Origin of the sequence: Paenibacillus sp. GM1FR (assembly GCF_002803315.1) — a bacterium.
Lineage (GTDB): Bacteria > Bacillota > Bacilli > Paenibacillales > Paenibacillaceae > Paenibacillus > Paenibacillus amylolyticus.
Genome location: NZ_MKZL01000004.1, coordinates 52,686 through 69,393, shown reverse-complemented (window position 1 = coordinate 69,393; position 16,708 = coordinate 52,686). Strand labels below are relative to the sequence as shown.

Here is a 16,708-nt window from a genome sequence, read left to right as displayed (position 1 = left end):
TTTCTATGCCAAGTTATGTTATTGTGCATCCAGCCCGTAATTTTTGCATAAAGCAGATAGTCCACCAGTGAAGCCGCTGCCTACCGCCTGGAATTTCCAGTCCGCACCTGCACGGTAAAACTCACAGAATACCACAGCTGTTTCGGTAGAGTAGTCTTCTCCGAGGTCGAAACGAAGCACTTCCCGATCACTTGCAGCATCTACAACACGAACAAAAGCATTGGAGACTTGTCCAAAATTCTGCCCTCGTCCATCTCCATCATAGATGGTTACGGTAATACCGATCCGGTGAATGTGCGCAGGGATTTTACTGAAATCAACAACAACTTGCTCATCATCGCCGTCACCCTCACCCGTACGGTTATCACCAGTATGTGTTACTGAACCCGCACCGCCGCTTGGATTGTTGTAAAAAACAAAGTCATCCGTACCTTTGGCTTTTCCATCTTCGTACAACAAAAAAGCCGAAGCGTCCAGGTCAAAGTCGACTCCACCACTATATTTGTTTGTATCCCAACCCAAACCAACCACCACACGGGTAAGGCCCGGATTCGTCTTAGTCAGGTCAATACGTTGTCCTTTGGCAAGACTGATCGTCATTTGTTTTTCCACCTTTCCAAATATGTGATTAAATGAAAAGGAGAACCGTCCAGGAGACGGTTCTTCCCATCCTGTAAGTCGTACTGTACGTCCTATTGCAAACCGTAGTCGCGTGTCAATCCAACCAATCCATCCTGGTAACCACTACCGATGGCACTGAACTTCCACTCACCGCTATGACGATACAATTCACCAACAACTACACCTGTTTCGATGGAGAAGTCTTCTCCCAGGTCGAAACGAATCAGTTCTTCGCTGTTTGCTTCGTTAACGATTCGCACATAAGCACGGGAGACTTGTCCGAAGTTCTGGCTACGTTCTGTAGCTTCGTAGATTGTAATGGAGAATGCAATTTTCTCTACATTTGCGGGTACGTTAGGCAGGTCGATATTGATCTGCTCATCATCACCATCGCCATCTCCTGTACGGTTGTCACCGGTGTGAACAACAGAACCATTTTCATTTTGTGGATTGTTGAAGAAGATGAAGTTTTTCTCGCCTTCTACTTTACCGTTTGCATTGGCACAGAATACCGATACATCCAGGTCAAAGTCTTTTCCCCCATCATACTTATTGGTATCCCAGCCCAAGCCTACTGTGATTTTTGTCAAACCTGGGTTCGTTTTAGTCAGATCGATTTTTTGACCTTTAGAGAGATTAATTGCCATCGTATGATCATCCTCGCTTATTTAAGTGTATTGTAGTTATCGTGACATATGAATATCAGGATTATTGTCGATTTAGGTTAAATCTTGTACTTAGGAGTACCTGCGAGCGAGTTCGTTGATATGTACCGCATGGGAACCCTCTCCAATTGCCGAGAATTTCCATTCGCCTCCATGACGATACAATTCACCACAGATCAACGCCGTTGAACCTGTGTAGTTTTCGGATAGATTGAACTTCACGAGCTCACTGGAATTTTTACCATCCAGAATACGAATATAAGCCTTCTCAATCATGCCAAAATCTTGCTTGCGATTGACACAATCGTAGATATTAACAACGATTAATACTTTATGAACATCAGCAGGAATACGGGACAGATCCATTTTGATCTGTTCGTCGTCACCGTCTCCCTGTCCTGTTAGATTGTCACCTGAATGGATAACCGAACGACATGCACTTTGCTTGTTGTGGAAGCAAACCAGGTTGGAGTCCTTGACCAACTTGCCTTCCTCATTCAACATGATCGCCGATGCATCACAATCGATATCCGCTTGTTTTTTTCTTCCAAAGAAACCTTTGGCAGTTACCGGGTCCCAACCGAGACCAGCAATCACCTCAGTAAGTCCTGCATTGCCTTTGGTTAAATCAATCTTTTGTCCTTTGACCAAATTAATGCTTGCCACTGATTTTCACCTCCCTTCATATGTAAAATAGCTACTTAGAGATTGAATTCACTCGGGTTCAGTCCAAGTACGATGCATATCTCGGCAACGACTCTTTTCTCCTGATCATCAAAGTTGCCGTCAGCTGAACCAATCGCACTGCATACACCCACAATAACGCGTCCTACATCCGGCTTGGCTTTGAATTTCCCAATGGCTTTCAGCGCTTCCTGCTTCCCGATCTCTGGAGAGAACTCAAAGTTCGCGACATAATGATTAAAGCGTGTAATCACTTCAGCCATATCAAATACTTTCAATTCCTGACTCAGGTTGATATAACCGGCCATCTTGTTCTTTTCCGCTTCGTCAATGGAACCATCTGCAAAAGCAACCAGTGCACAACCTGCAACCACGGCATCCATAAAATCTTTATTTTTAAACTTTTTGACTTGCTCTTCAAGTCCTTGTTTTGTTGAATTTAACCAGCTTTTAAATGAACTCATACTCAACCTCCAATAGTTTCAACCTGATGTTCCGTACATTCTTTTCAAGATTTTTCAGTAACTTTCATGTCTACATCATGTTGAATATAAGTTAAATTATTCCTTAACTATACTCTGAAATACGGCAATATTCTACATTAAAAAACAATTAATACCTTATGATACGCATCGTTCTGGATATAGTTTCAAGCAAGATGCGAGAACTTTCTATTCACTTCATTTTTCAGGTAAAAATCCCCCTATTTGAAGCCCAAACACAAAAAGGCTCTGATCAGGGGATCAGAGCACTTATTTCTACCAACACCAAAATTATAAATCTTATGAATGATTTGAATCCATGAATTTATTCCGATTTTTCAAAATCAGCCTGTTGTTGTTCATAGATTTCATAGAAGTCGTCCCAGACTAGTACATTATCCTTTTCCTTGCCCCACCAGTCTTTGTACCATGCTTCAATCTCCGGGCCCCCGCCTTGCTCCCACTTCTGCTGTGCTTCCGTTGCAGCCTGTTCGACTGTATATTTGCTTCCGCCAATGATGGAACGGGTAAAGATATCGTTGATCGCTGTTGTCACATTGGTCAACTTCACCTGAAGCTCCTTGGGTAGCTGCGGCATATGTTCTGAATGGGTAACACCCTCTCCTACCGGAAGATCCGTCATGTATACCTCACGCGCTTCCTTGAATAGTCGAAGTCCTTCCTTCTGCGACGGGATCTCTTCGCTGAATAGCATTTCTGTGTACCCGCATTTGCCTTCCTCCAGACGGCTGTACAACATGGCGTAATCGCCTGCCCAGCTGATCTCCTGCTTGTATTTCTCCTGATCCGAGATGCGCGGACAGCCTTGATCGTTCAGCGTATAATGCGTGTTTTCAAATCCATTTTTGAAAGTTCGACCTGACTCTATTTTGGTCAGAAAATCGATATATTGCATAACTGCTTCCGGATTTTTGGCTCGTGCATTCACAGCTGCAGTCATCTGAACCGGGTTATTCCACACCATCGTGTGCTGTCCTACGGACGTGGTTGGCAGAGCGATGACCTTTAATTTGGCTTCAGGAACATTCTGCATCAGTGTATCCAGTTCCTTCGCTGCAAACCCGGTATAATCCGAAGTCATGGCTGCGTACATACCGATTTTGCCATTCAGGAAATCCTGCTTCGCCTTGGCCCCATCCTTGTCGGTCAATAAGTCCTTATCCACCACTCCTGCTTCATATAATGCACGTTTGAATGCCGTGGCTTCTTTCATGTTGTTGGGACCAACCACCATCTCCCCGTCCTCCACATTCACCCAGTTGGCGTTGTACATATAGCGGAACAGACCCGCTGTATCACCGAACTGGAATCCACCGATGCCGTATGTATCCTTAGCTCCGTTTCCATCGGGATCATTCTCCGTGAAGGCCTTGGCTACCGCCAGCATCTCTTCCTCATTGGTCGGTACCTCCAGATTCAACTTTTCCAGCCAGTCTTCCCGAATGAAAAAGCTCGTTAGTGGAAACACCTCGTTCATACGTCCCACTTCATAGAGCTTACCATCGCTTTTGATGCCGGCCTTCTTGAGCTGGGGATATTTCTCCATCAAGGCTTTGTATTCCACACTCGAGTTCTCGATTAACTCATCCAGTGGCATCAGCTGTTTTTGATTAAACAGAGTGTTACGGATGGGCGTACCGAATTCAAAAATGATATCCGGTGCACTGCCAGAAGCGAATAATACGTTAAGTTTCGACTGAGATTCCCAGCGGGGAACTGCTGTATATTTTACATTAGCCGGGCCATTCTCGTTAATCCACTTGGACCACATATTATCTTCGATCGTACCCATGCCGCTTGGGACCGCGCCCCGATCATAGATCGTTGACGTAATGTTCCCCCTGTTGCCTTCGCCTTCCGCCTGTTCGCTACCGTTACCTCCTGTACATCCCGCCAGCAAACCACCGATCAAGCCCAGAACGAGACCCGACTTCATCCATGCCTTCATCGTTAACGCCATAGATAAGACCCTCTTTCTCTCCTGTAATATGAACCCATGCGGGTTAACCCACAGCCTGCTTTAACCTTTAATTGATCCAAGCATGACCCCTTTAACGAAGTACTTCTGCAAGAACGGATACACTGCCAAAATGGGTATGACCATCACAATGACAGCTGCTGCCCGGATGCCTTCCGGGGTCAGATTCGATATCATCGTTGGATCGGTAAAATCCTGTACATTCAGATTGGACATAATCATATTTTGGACAAGCACGGTCATGTTGTATTTGGACGTATCATTGATATAAATCATCACACTCATGAACGAATTCCAGTAACCCACGCCGTAAAAGAGAGCAATAGTCGCCAGCAAAGGTTTGGATAATGGCAACACGATTCGGAACAAAAGCCCCAGTTCACCACAACCATCGATGCGCGCAGCCTCGTCCACTTCCCCCGGCAGATTTTCAAAATAAGATCGCATAATCAGCATGTTGTACGTGCTCACCAGACCCGGTAGCCAAAGCGCGCCGTAACTGTTCACAAGACCGAGATTTTGCACGACCAAATAAGTCGGGATGAGTCCACCGTTAAAAATCATCGTGAACACCATCGCCATCGTAAAGAAGCGCCGGTGATAAAAATGTCTACGTGACAGCGGATATGCCGCCATAATCGTCACCGCCATACTGAGCCCTGTACCGATCAATGTGATCTCCACACTGTTCCAGAATGCATTCAGAATCGGCGTTCCCGTAATTAGGCTGTGATAGGAGAACCAGGTGAAATCGACGGGCCATAACCCCACTTGACCTGAAACTACCGCTCTCGCATCACTAAATGACAAAGCAACAATGTTGAGTAAGGGCAGGATACAGCTGACGGCAACCAATGACAACAATACATAATTGATTAGATAAAAGACTTTTTCTCCTTTGGTTTTTCTCATGCTGTTCTCCCTCCCTACCACAAACCTTCGTTAAATCGCCGCGCGATATAATTGGCACTAAAAATGAGGATAAATGCCACCAGTGATTCGAACAATCCCATCGCCGTTGTGAGGCTGAACTGTGCTCCCTGAAGACCGGTGCGGTAGATATACGTACTGATTACATCTGCTATCTCATTGACATTGGAATTCTGAAGCATATACACCTGGTCGAATCCGACCTCCATCACCCGCCCCATCGACAGAATCAGCAGGAGAATAATGGTGGAGCGTATACCCGGAAGGGTGACATGCCAGATCTGGCGCATTTTGCTGGCCCCATCCATCTGTGCAGCCTCGTATTGACTCGGATCAATGGTCGTTAGTGCCGCGAGAAAAATGATGGCATTAAAGCCCATGTCCTTCCAGATCCCTGAGCCAACAAACACCGCTACCCACGAACCCTTGTTGTACATGAACGGATAAGGCGCTCCCGTCCAGGCCTCGACCCAGCGGTTGACGATCCCATTTTCCAAAGAGAAAACCGTCATGATCATCATCGCAATGATGACCCAGGAAAAGAAGTGTGGCATATAGACCACCGTCTGCACCGTTCGCTTAAAGGCCATGTTTCGCACTTCATTCAGCATAATGGCCAGAATGATCGGAATGGGAAACCCGATAATGATGCTTAACAGACTGAGGAACAAGGTGTTGCGAATAATCTCCACCGTGCGCGGATCACTGAACAGCGTCTGAAAATGCTGAAAGCCCACCCATGGACTGTTCCACAGCCCATCATAGAAGTTGTAATCCTTAAAGGCCATGACCAGCCCTCCGATGGGTGCATAACGAAAGGTCAGGTAGAACATAATCACCGGAACAAACATCAAGATTAACGGTATATTCATCTTGAATCGTCGAAGCCGCTGCTGCCGAATCCGCTGCTTCATTTCACTGTCCGGCGGTTGTAATCCTGACGGCGGACCTGCGGTCAGTTCCCCCTTCACATCCATCACTCCTCTCTGCTGTTGATGTACTATAGTTGTATTTTAGATAAAAATGTAAGCGTAAACATTTGTTATTTAACGATCCTTTTATAATTTTCTACGCAAAAACAACCCCACATGGTGGGGTTGAACTTGGAAACGAACAGATATTAAGAGGAGGTTTCTCTATAATTGTGACCCTGCAGCAGTTCAAGGGGGATTGTTACCGGGCACTTCACTTGGCTACTTGCTTGCGATATTCGCGAGGCGATACCCCCGTCATCTGTTTGAATACAGTTGTAAAATAACTGGAGTTATCGAACCCGGTCAATTCCGCGATATCTGCCATGCTCTGCCGAGTGCTGTGCAGCAGCAGCTTCGCCTTATCAATTCGGCGCTTGCTGACATATTGGCTGAAGCCTTGTCCTGTCTCTTTTTTGAACAAATGGCTCAAGTAGTTGGGTGTCACATGAACATGGGCAGCCACGGCCTGCAACGTGCAGGTGCTGGAATAGTTCATTTCAATATACTGTATAACTCGTGTAACGACATGATCCTGCTGTTCCTGAGTTAGCCGCATCAGCATATCCACCCACTCTTCGCTCTTGCAACGGGCCCAAGCGATGACTTCAGGTATGGTATGAATCCAGAGCAGTGGATCTGGGGCAGTTGAGTCCATACCACCGGATTCCTGAGGCTGAAGCTGTTGTACCATTAAGTCCATCATGACCTTCATAAGCATATGAATCTCCGCTTTGCCTTGTGACAAGCTCATCCCGGACGCTTCTTCTAGCAACATCTCGATCCGATTCATTATCGATCCGAATTGATGGTGGAGCAGCAACAAAGTCAGTTCCTCTCGCAGTCTCTCGGTACGGTCCACCTGGCTGTATTGTTCCCTGATCCGAATGTCGGACTGTTTTCGGCGATATCGTTCATGTGCCTTTTGTAACACCTGGCATGCTTCATCGAGCGAGAACGGCTTTAACAAAAATTCAATTGCCCCATACCGGATGGCACGCTGTGCATATTCGAACTCACGATAACCTGTCAAAATGATAATCATAATGTCCAGTCCACTCTCGTGTATACGTTCGGCCAAATCTAGACCATCCATCACAGGCATGTTGATGTCCGTAATGATCAGATCAGGTGTGCAGCTGTGTACAGCCTGTATCGCTTCTTCTCCATCGGCCGCTTCCCCAACGACCTCCCAACCGAGGGGGTTATTGCGAACCAGATGAATCAGACCCTGACGAAATAATGCTTCATCATCCACTACGAGCATACGTCCATTCAACAGAACCTACTCCTCTCAGTCACCTGAATTTCCCGGCATGAGTCCTCACCGATCTGATAAGGCAAACGAAGACGTACTAGCGTACCCTCCCCCACAGTCGACTCGATCTGTACACCGTAGGGTTCACCGTGAATCAACTCAATTCTTCGAAGTACACTCCGCATGCCAATGTGCTGACGTTCCTCATCTGCATGTGCCACTGGCGTCATAATGCGTTCAATGACCGATGCGTGCATACCGCAGCCGTTATCTGAAATTTCAATGATGAGCAGATCCGGCTCTCCTTCATGCCCGTTTTGCCGCGAGCCACGAATCTCCAGATGGCGGTTGTTCCTTTTGTCCGAGAAGGCATGAACAAAAACATTCTCCACGATGGGCTGAAGCAACAGTCGGATCACCTGACAGCGAAGCAATTCAGCAGAAACGGCAATTTCAATCGACAAGGCTTCCTGATACCGGGCCTGCTGAATCTGCAGGTAGTGATCTATTTGCTTCATCTCATCCTGCACGGTCGTTAGTCGCTGCACGGGTTCCAGCGTATACTGCAGCATCTCGGACAAGGCAGTGACCAGGCGAGCCGATTTCTCATCACCAAGCATATAGAACTTCCAGAAAAACATGCTCAGCGTGTTATACAGAAAATGGGGATTCAGCTGGGCCTGAATAGCTTTGAGTTCAGCTTCTTTTTCACTGAGTTCGCGCTCGTACACTTCATGTATAAGCGTATCAATCCGGGAAGCCATTGCATTGAATCGTTCACCGATGAAACCCAGCTCATCCCGTGTCTCGATCCGTACCCGTGTATCGAACTGTCCATCACGCACTCTTTTCATCGCGTTGACAAGACTCGCAAGTGGACGCAACAGTCTGCCGCTAATTACGGTAATGATGAACCAGGAGCATAATATGCTGGCTACCGCAGAGAACACAGCAACTTTTACAATAATCTTTCCCTTGTTCTGAATCTGAGCCAGTGAGACCTTGCTGACCAGGGTGAAGCCCGCTTTGTCTGACGTTTGCTTCGTATACAATTGGGTTGTTCCCTGCTCGTCCCTGATCTCCGTCGCCCCTAGGCTTAGCTCGGTAAGTGGTGGTGGATCCGCATCCTGATTATGAAAGGCATATAGAAGCTCACCATCTGCGTCAAACAAGTAGACAGCAACTTCCTCATTCAGTCGCAGATCTTTGAGATACGATTCGAACAACGAGGTGTTAAACAGAATTAGCATGACGCCATAGGTCTCCAGATCAACAGACCGCATTAATCGTCCCGCCAGAATCCAATTGGATTGTTCCTCCTGCAAGAAGGCATCCGGCCCCAAACGATTCCAACCATATTCGCCGCCCGTTCCTTCCAGTCTATGAACCATCTCTGCCAGATAGGAAGGATCCATCTGTTGAAATGAGCCAGCAAAGGCGCCGAGATTAAATATGTTATCCTTCAGGTCATATATGCGGAGCCCCATGATCTCCGGTGCATCCAGCCTTACCTGATACAACTGATCATCCAGTTCATCTTCCAGCTTCATCTGATCATAGGACGAGATGCCAGAGGTCTGTGCTTTGATGGCATTTTTTACGGAGGGATTCAGTGTGATATAATCGGTGACTTTATACATGTCGTGTACCCTGGAATCCAGACGTGCAAGAATCTGCTCTGCGGTAAGACTATACTGGCGACTGACCTCTTCATTGAACAGGTCGATATGGATGCGATAGGTGATCAACCCTGTGATTCCGGAGATTAAGACCGTTGCGGTAGATAAAAACAAGATTAGCTTCGTTTTAAATTTAAAGCGTTTACAAAAGTTCATCCACCACATCTTTCACACACCTCACCTATATTCCGTACATGTCTTACTCCTAAAAACATATCATAGACCTATTGGAAAAAACCAGAAAAACCCTGACCCCGCTTCAAGCGGTAGTCAGAGTTTGAAGGCATGTGATCCAGACATGTTACCGGGATGATCCAGATTAACTCTGGATCACGGCATTTTTATTCCCCGTAAATCTCTTTGATCCGTTCTTCTTCATTGGTAGACAACAGAACATTAAGCAACCCCATGGCATTATTGGCATCGGTTCTCGTCGTCTTGTACATCTCGGCAAACGCCGCTTCATCCTGCTCCGGGTCCATCGCAGCAAGCTTGCCCCACGACGTGCGGGCTTTGTCGTATAGCGTACTCAACGTGAAGTCACGCGGATGCTGTGCAACAGGTGCCATGGATTCAAATTTCGCTGTGACCCTGAAGAAATCCATCGAATCCTGGAACGATGTGCTGCTATAATCCTTATTTTTCATCGCATCCTCAGTAATTAGCAGACCTTCACGGGCGATAAACAGTGTTTTCACCATGGCACGCTCCAGATTGGTTGCTTCTTCCCAAGTTATATAAGATTCATCAGGTGCTTGTACGGTTGTGAAAAATGGAAAGGCATCATCAATTAACCGCTGCGAATCGGAATGAATTGGAACCTCTGCATTCATGTCCACAACGGCATCACTATAGTTGGCCACATTAATATTTTTGGAACCTTCCTCACTGACTCGACGCACCGGATGATCCGTAAGCGGGATACGGATATAACCGAGTTTATCCGCATACTCCTGCTTCAACTCTTCCAGTGTGGAGTCCTTTCCAATCTTGCCGTCGTCAGTTGAAGAAGATTCGTCTGTAGTTGAACCTGTCTCCTCACTCCCCTTCGAACCGGTTGCTGCGGTTTCTGTTACAGCAGCATTCGAGCTGCTTGTTTCTGATGAAGCAACTTCTGTACCGGAAGTAGACTCCGGCGATGACGTCTCTTTCACTCCGCCACCACAAGCTGTCAGAATCGCTGCCAAACCGAACATGACCGTGAACGTCTTTATCGTATAATTCCATTTCATCGTATAATCTTCCCCTTATCGTATGTATATTCCTGAGAACCATTAACCTTTGCTCCAAGACTTGAACACTTACTTACAAAAATATCCTTTCATATAACATGCTTGATTCACACAATTGGACATGGTCTACATTCTATCATAAGTTAAAAACCGGTTGTATACGACGATATACCTGTGTCTAAAGCCTTTTACTAGGCGCGCATTAACTACCACCGCAACACAAAAACACTGCCGTCCGTATGGACAACAGTGTTCGTGAAGCGTAATTATTTGATACCTTTAGCCTTCTCCATATGCTCTGACCGAATCTGAGGATCGGTGGAATTGACCGAAGATAACAGAGCGTAGATCGCCTGGATATCCTTCTCTTGAAATACGGTTTCGGGAACCTCTGTCTCAAGTCGTTCTGTCTTGCGTTGAATCGTTTCCACCAATTCATGATCATAGATGATTAGTTCATCCGAATTCACATATCTCACAGCAGGATCAACACTGATGCGGCAACGGTTGGTGAAAGTCACCATGGAGACAAGGCGTACTCTTTTGTAGTCTCCGAGGTGTGCATGGATGGCTTCCACATGTGCGCGATGCTGCATGAGTGGATTGTACATTTTGACCCGACTGCTGCTGACCGACCAATTGGCCTCTCTTCTTCCGCCGCGAATCTCACCTGTTGTCAGATTTCGGGTTTCGATCACAAAGATTGCCCGAGGACCGATCACGACATGATCAATCTGAGAATAACCGGAGCGTGACTTCGGATTGGTAACGAGCAGGTCGTTCAGCACTTTATATTGACTTGGAAGACCTATCAGCTGATCTGCTGTACTAGGCTCCTCCGGCTGGCGTGTCCAATCCCCTTCCGCCTTTTTCTTGCGCTTACTACGGACCATACGCGGGGGAATGGTTGTCGTTGATGGTAACGCTGAAGCGGAGGCTGTAATCTGGTTCGCAAGCTCTGGTTGTGTCTTGAACAGAGACAGGATTTTCTTGAACATGGGCAAGCTCCGTTCTATTATAGTGTGGGTTACGGGTGACCATTACAGGAGGAATAACATCCTTTGACACATTCATTATGTAAACTTCTATTACTTATGTCGGATAAAGCGGGGTAAAAATAAAGGGAAAACGATCAAAATCTCTCCAATACGCAAAGTACATATGAACATTTAACCAATTTCGTGACTTTAGACGCATAAACAAGCCGCAAAATTGAAAAAAAACAGCGCAACCCTTTCCTGAATAGAAAAAGAATACGCTGCTGTTCTCTTGGTTGTTAAGCCTGAAGATAATAGGTGTAGAGCACCTGAGTACCCTTCTCTTCCAGCCCATTATTCGCTATTTCCTGATACAGGGATTCGGCCAGGGCCAACCCAGGCGTTTTCATGCCCATCGCTTTTGCAGACTCCAGTGCAATTCCCATGTCTTTGATAAAATGTTTCACATAGAATCCAGGCTCATAATCGCCTGCGATCATGCGCGGACCGAGATTGCTGAGCGACCAGCTTCCGGCTGCACCGGTAGCAATGCTCTTCAGCACGGTCTCCGCGTCCAGACCAGACGTCTTGGCATAGGCAAGTGCTTCGCATACACCCATCATGCCAGAGGCAATGGCAATCTGGTTGCACATTTTGGTATGCTGCCCGGCTCCCGCCTTGCCTTGCAACACAATGTTGGTGCCCATCTGCTCAAACAGCGGACGCACGGCTTCAAAGGCCTCCGAACTACCACCAACCATAATGGACAGCTTCGCGTTCTGCGCTCCGATATCACCGCCCGACACAGGCGCGTCCAGTGCATGCAGTCCTTTGGCTTCCGCAGCTTCAAAGATTCGTGCAGCCAGTAGCGGACTGGATGTTGTCATATCAATCAGATATGAACCCGGTTTGGCATTGGCTACGAGACCATCCTTACCGAGATAGATCTCCTCTACATCTTTCGGATACCCCACCATTGTGATGATGACATCACACGCAGCTGCCAGTTTGCCTGGTGTGTCATGCCATACGGCACCTTCTTTCACCAACGCTTCCGCTTTGGCAGCAGTTCGTGTGTACACATGCAGCGGATATCCCGCTTGCTGGATGTGCCCAGCCATGCTTTTACCCATCACGCCTGTACCAATAAAGCCAACTTTTGTCTCTCCAGGTGTCTTCGTCGTATTTGTCATCGCCGGTTTCCTCCCTATTTCTCTATACTTCGCTCAGTGCTTGTCTTCGGACATTGCTATATCTGTATGTTAAAGCTTTCTGTCTGGCTCGTCCATCTCGTTTGCCGCTTTCTGTGAAAAAATCTGAAAAAGGAATCAACTTCCTGTATGCTGTACAACCTAACGGAAACTTCCTTCATTGGAAAGGAGGATTCGCATGAGTCGTGAAAAAGGTCAAATTACCATCTGGTTATCCTTTTCCATCATTTTATTAAGTGCCGGACTGGTCTGCCATGTCTTGTCCATTCCAGCAATTCTCGAAGCTGGCGGCAGAGACGGATGGTTGTCTGTCGTGGCGGCAGGACCTTTTTTTATGTTGTTTCTATGTATGATGTACATCATTATTCGCCGTGTACGTGGACAACGATTAACAGATTGGATTACGCGAGAATTCGGGGCGGTCCCTTCCTGGATCTTCCGGATCTCCGCTTCCATTCTGCTATTCACGCTTGGCACGCATACGCTGTATGAGACAACCAACTGGACCGTATCCACGTATCTTCAATTCACACCTCCCTATGTTCTGGCAGGTGGCGGAGCATTGGTTGCCGCGTGGGCAGCGGCTAAAGGCATACGCTCCATTGCGATGACTTCCAGTCTGCTGCTGCCCTTTGTAATTTTGCTAGGTTATTTTGTAATGTCCGCCAATATGAAATACAAAGACTACAGTCTATTGTTCCCGATTATGGAGAACGGTATGGGTCCCGTGTGGCGGGGCATGATCTACTCTCTTGCCGGGCTTATGGAAATCTGGATTCTTATGTTGTTCCAACATGAAGTCAAAGGCAAAATTCGTTGGTGGCACGTTCTGATCCTTGGCGTGTTTATGCTCAGTATGGCGATCGGACCAACCATCGGAGCCATCGTGGAATTTGGTCCCGAAGAAGCAGCCAAACAACGAAACAGTCCCTATGAGCAATGGAAACTTGTGAATATCGGCAAACTTTTGCAACACGTTGATTTTCTGTCCATCTATCAGTGGCTCAGTGGTTCCTTCGCAAGGGTCGCCATATCTATGTATCTCATCGTGGATCTGCTGAATTTCCGCAGACCGAAGAAACGATATATCGCGATTCTCACCATTACCGTCATCATGAGCTTCATGGCGATGCAATGGTGGCGCATTGATTACGTGGATTATTATGTGGACCATATTCAGTTTCCGGTCATGCTCGCCTATGTATCCGTCGTTACCGTAATACTAACCATTGCCGCATTAATCCACAAAAAGGACAAGGAGGCTCCCAAACGTGCCGATCTCAACCCAACCCAAGAATAATCCTGACGTTGAACCGTTCCGAATGAACGAGCATAACCTGAATACCTTTTTTGCCGGATCTGATGATGTCATCATCAATAGTCATATGATCGGAGAACCTCCGATGCAACTCCTTATGACGTATTGCAGCGGTATGGTAGATAGTGAAGCGATCTACGATATTATTCTCCCGGAACTCAAACGAACATATGAAAATACACACTTTATCCGTACATCCGATATTGAAAAGTGCATCAGCCTAGATTGGACCCGAATGGATCTGCAAGATCAGGCATTTGGAACTGAACTGATGTCTCTCCGTGTTTTTGAAGGTCATATGTTGATCTGTATACCATCCCTGCAAACCATGTGGAGTATTGATATATCTAACATCCCTACTCGGACACCGGAGGAATCGACCACCGAAGTTTCGATCCGCGGGGCAAGAGATGGGTTCATTGAACCCCTTGCCGTCAATGTTGCCTTGATACGCACCCGTCTGCGTACGAACCAACTGGCCTGCAAAATCGAACTGATCGGTACACGTTCTGCAACCAAGGTGGCATTGATGTATATCAAGAATATCGCCAATCCGGAGCTAATCGAAGACGTCCAGGATCGGTTGCGTAAGATTGAGACCGAACGCATCTTGACCGCCAATGAACTGGAAGAATTGCTGTCGCCTTCAAAGATTACTTTGTTTCCCGTCACCCATTATACGGGCAGGCCTGACTTTGCTGCAGAATGTCTCCTGAATGGACGTTTTATCCTCATTGTAGACGGCAATCCCAGCGCCATTATTGGGCCAGTCAATCTGTTTCTTTTGCTCAAATCACCGGAGGATGCCAGCTTCCCCTTCTTGGCTGTAAACGTAGGACGGATGCTGCGCTTTCTTGGCCTGATGATCACCGTGTTCCTGCCTGGCTTCTATATTGCGCTGACATCCTTTCATATGGATCAGATCCCCTTTCCTCTAGTCGCAACGATCTCAGTTGGACGCATGGGACTTCCGATGGAATCGGGAATGGAGATGTTTCTCATTATGCTGCTGATGGAGCTGTTCCGTGAGGCAGGGGTACGTTTGCCAAGTGCCATCGGCCAGACATTAACTGTCGTTGGAGGTTTGATTATCGGAGATTCCGCCATTCGAGCCGGCATGGTCTCTCCCCTCATGATTGTCATCATCGCAGTTACCGTCGTAGCTGGAGCAACCATTGTGAATCAGGTCATGACCAGTTCTGTGCTGATCCTGCGGTTCCTTTGTTTTGTCTTGGGGGCATCCCTCGGCATCTATGGGTTCATCCTGTCGTTGATTATGTTCCTCATCTACCTGACCGATCTCAAATCATTTGGCATTCCGTATCTCACGCCGTTAACACCGCTTCATTTCAAACAAGCGATAGCTTCATTATTCAAACTGCCAAAGGGGCTAGGTAAACGAAGACCTGTCTATCTCGAGACCCAGGAGCCCCGCAAGAAAGGGAACGAACGATGAAACACTTGTTACAGCGATGTTTGCTGGGTCTGTTAAGCCTATCGATGTGCGTGATGACAAGTGGGTGCTGGAGTGCCTTTGAGATTCAACAGGTGGACTACGCCAAAGCCTTTGGGATTGATTATAAGGACGGCATGTATCATCTGTATGTACAAACGCTGGATTTTGCCAGTGTCGCCAAAAGTGAAAGTTCAACCAAAAGTGCAGATACACCGCCTGTATGGGTCGGACATGCCGAGGGGAAAACCATGAGTCTGGCGCTAAACGAACTGTTCCGTACGGCTCAATTACACATGGCTTGGGGGCATGTGACAGCCATTGTTATGGCGGAAGGTGTGCTGACCAGCAAACATATCAAAGAAGTGTTCGACATGCTGGGACGATTTCCAGAATCCCGTTATACAACTTGGGTGTACGGAACACGGGCGCCTCTGGAGAAAATCTTAAGTGCAACGTCCATCTATAATATGTCGCCCTTGGATAGCATTCTTCACAACCCGCTCCCCACGTACATGGAAGAATCATTGTACCCGCCTGTGCTTAGTTTTAAGCTCATTGCAACACATAATGATCCCGCTACCACAACGTATCTGCCGAGTATTGCATTGAATGATACCCAGTGGGCTGAGAATGAGAAGAAACATGATTTGTTTCTGGTGGAAGGGGCCTTTTTTGAAAAGACTGGCTATGACTTTGAATACTTTCCACGCAGTCAGCTTCCCGGTTATCACTGGCTAATCAAAGACATGCGGCGGGCCCCTCTACTTGTCCAGAAGGATGGAACGATCTACGGGGCGCTCAGTGTAGGATTACCAAAGATCAAAATTAAACCTGTCATTCAGGGTGAAGACGTTACGTTCAACATTGATGCCCACTACCTCACCGCCCTGTACGAATACCTGGTGCCCACTTCTTATGAGGAGATGATCCAGATTAGTGAAGTGAAGTTACGGGAGCAGATCATGCAGACCTATCGTCACGGCCTTGAGCGTGGTGTGGATATTTACGGTCTTCAGGAGAAGCTGTATCGCAAAAATCCAAAGCTCTGGCGTAAGTTATCAAACAACGGGAGCAAGATGATGCTTACGGAAGACTCGATTAAGGATCTGAAAATCCATCTCACCATCCCGTATACAGGGAAATATAAACGGAAAGTGTAGCAAGAATGTGAAACACCCCTTGTCCGGTATGGAACCGGATAAGGGGTGTTTGTGTATATGAATGT

General features: G+C 47.0%; 15 protein-coding genes. 3 read left to right on the top strand and 12 right to left on the bottom strand.

The genetic code is table 11. The annotated features are described in order from the left end of the window. Nucleotides 1–18: 18 nt before the first annotated feature. The 12 genes from PAEAM_RS02840 to PAEAM_RS02785 all read right to left on the bottom strand — a co-directional run bounded on the left by PAEAM_RS02840 (nt 19) and on the right by PAEAM_RS02785 (nt 12,691). Nucleotides 19–600, bottom strand: coding sequence for a TerD family protein (locus PAEAM_RS02840; RefSeq protein ID WP_036606267.1), 582 nt, complete (start codon nt 598–600; stop codon nt 19–21). Nucleotides 601–692: 92 nt separating this feature from the next. Then, the gene (locus PAEAM_RS02835; protein ID WP_036606264.1) at nt 693–1,268 is read right to left on the bottom strand and encodes a TerD family protein; all 576 of its coding nucleotides are present in this window, start codon (nt 1,266–1,268) and stop codon (nt 693–695) included. 90 nt (nt 1,269–1,358) lie between these two features. Further along, a complete protein-coding gene (locus PAEAM_RS02830) occupies nt 1,359–1,952 on the bottom strand; it encodes a TerD family protein (RefSeq protein ID WP_036672556.1) in 594 nt (197 codons plus the stop codon). A gap of 35 nt (nt 1,953–1,987) precedes the next feature. Next, nucleotides 1,988–2,434 (bottom strand): tellurite resistance TerB family protein, encoded by a 447-nt coding sequence (locus PAEAM_RS02825; RefSeq protein WP_036606259.1) that lies wholly within the window; start codon nt 2,432–2,434, stop codon nt 1,988–1,990. Between the two features lie 343 nt (nt 2,435–2,777). Further along, the gene (locus PAEAM_RS02820; RefSeq protein WP_100526561.1) at nt 2,778–4,433 is read right to left on the bottom strand and encodes an extracellular solute-binding protein; all 1,656 of its coding nucleotides are present in this window, start codon (nt 4,431–4,433) and stop codon (nt 2,778–2,780) included. 60 nt (nt 4,434–4,493) lie between these two features. After that, on the bottom strand, nt 4,494–5,363 hold the full coding sequence (locus PAEAM_RS02815) for a carbohydrate ABC transporter permease (RefSeq protein WP_036606256.1): 870 nt from the start codon (nt 5,361–5,363) through the stop codon (nt 4,494–4,496). 14 nt (nt 5,364–5,377) lie between these two features. Then, nucleotides 5,378–6,295 (bottom strand): ABC transporter permease, encoded by a 918-nt coding sequence (locus tag PAEAM_RS02810; protein ID WP_243391250.1) that lies wholly within the window; start codon nt 6,293–6,295, stop codon nt 5,378–5,380. Nucleotides 6,296–6,566: 271 nt separating this feature from the next. Then, complete coding sequence (locus tag PAEAM_RS02805) at nt 6,567–7,631, bottom strand: response regulator transcription factor (RefSeq protein WP_100526560.1); 1,065 nt, start codon at nt 7,629–7,631, stop codon at nt 6,567–6,569. Next, nucleotides 7,628–9,403 (bottom strand): cache domain-containing sensor histidine kinase, encoded by a 1,776-nt coding sequence (locus PAEAM_RS02800; RefSeq protein WP_165789812.1) that lies wholly within the window; start codon nt 9,401–9,403, stop codon nt 7,628–7,630. The genes PAEAM_RS02805 and PAEAM_RS02800 overlap by 4 nt, the downstream gene beginning before the upstream one ends. 227 nt (nt 9,404–9,630) lie before the next feature. Continuing rightward, a complete protein-coding gene (locus PAEAM_RS02795; RefSeq protein WP_100526558.1) occupies nt 9,631–10,521 on the bottom strand; it encodes a hypothetical protein in 891 nt (296 codons plus the stop codon). A gap of 266 nt (nt 10,522–10,787) precedes the next feature. Beyond that, nucleotides 10,788–11,519, bottom strand: a complete 732-nt coding sequence (locus tag PAEAM_RS02790; RefSeq protein WP_017690394.1) for a nuclease-related domain-containing protein — start codon at nt 11,517–11,519, stop codon at nt 10,788–10,790. 278 nt (nt 11,520–11,797) lie between these two features. After that, nucleotides 11,798–12,691, bottom strand: a complete 894-nt coding sequence (locus PAEAM_RS02785) for an NAD(P)-dependent oxidoreductase (protein ID WP_100526557.1) — start codon at nt 12,689–12,691, stop codon at nt 11,798–11,800. 196 nt (nt 12,692–12,887) lie between these two features. Between PAEAM_RS02785 and PAEAM_RS02780 the strand changes: the two genes are divergently transcribed. Genes PAEAM_RS02780 through PAEAM_RS02770 form a run of 3 tightly spaced genes read left to right on the top strand, consistent with a single transcriptional unit; the run spans nt 12,888 to nt 16,643 of the window. Beyond that, nucleotides 12,888–14,009, top strand: a complete 1,122-nt coding sequence (locus PAEAM_RS02780; RefSeq protein ID WP_100526556.1) for a GerAB/ArcD/ProY family transporter — start codon at nt 12,888–12,890, stop codon at nt 14,007–14,009. After that, entirely contained in the window at nt 13,981–15,483 is a 1,503-nt protein-coding gene (locus PAEAM_RS02775) for a spore germination protein (RefSeq protein ID WP_243391247.1), read from the top strand. The genes PAEAM_RS02780 and PAEAM_RS02775 overlap by 29 nt, the downstream gene beginning before the upstream one ends. Next, a complete protein-coding gene (locus tag PAEAM_RS02770; protein ID WP_076319384.1) occupies nt 15,480–16,643 on the top strand; it encodes a Ger(x)C family spore germination protein in 1,164 nt (387 codons plus the stop codon). Before PAEAM_RS02775 ends, PAEAM_RS02770 begins: the two co-directional genes overlap by 4 nt. Nucleotides 16,644–16,708 lie beyond the last annotated feature (65 nt).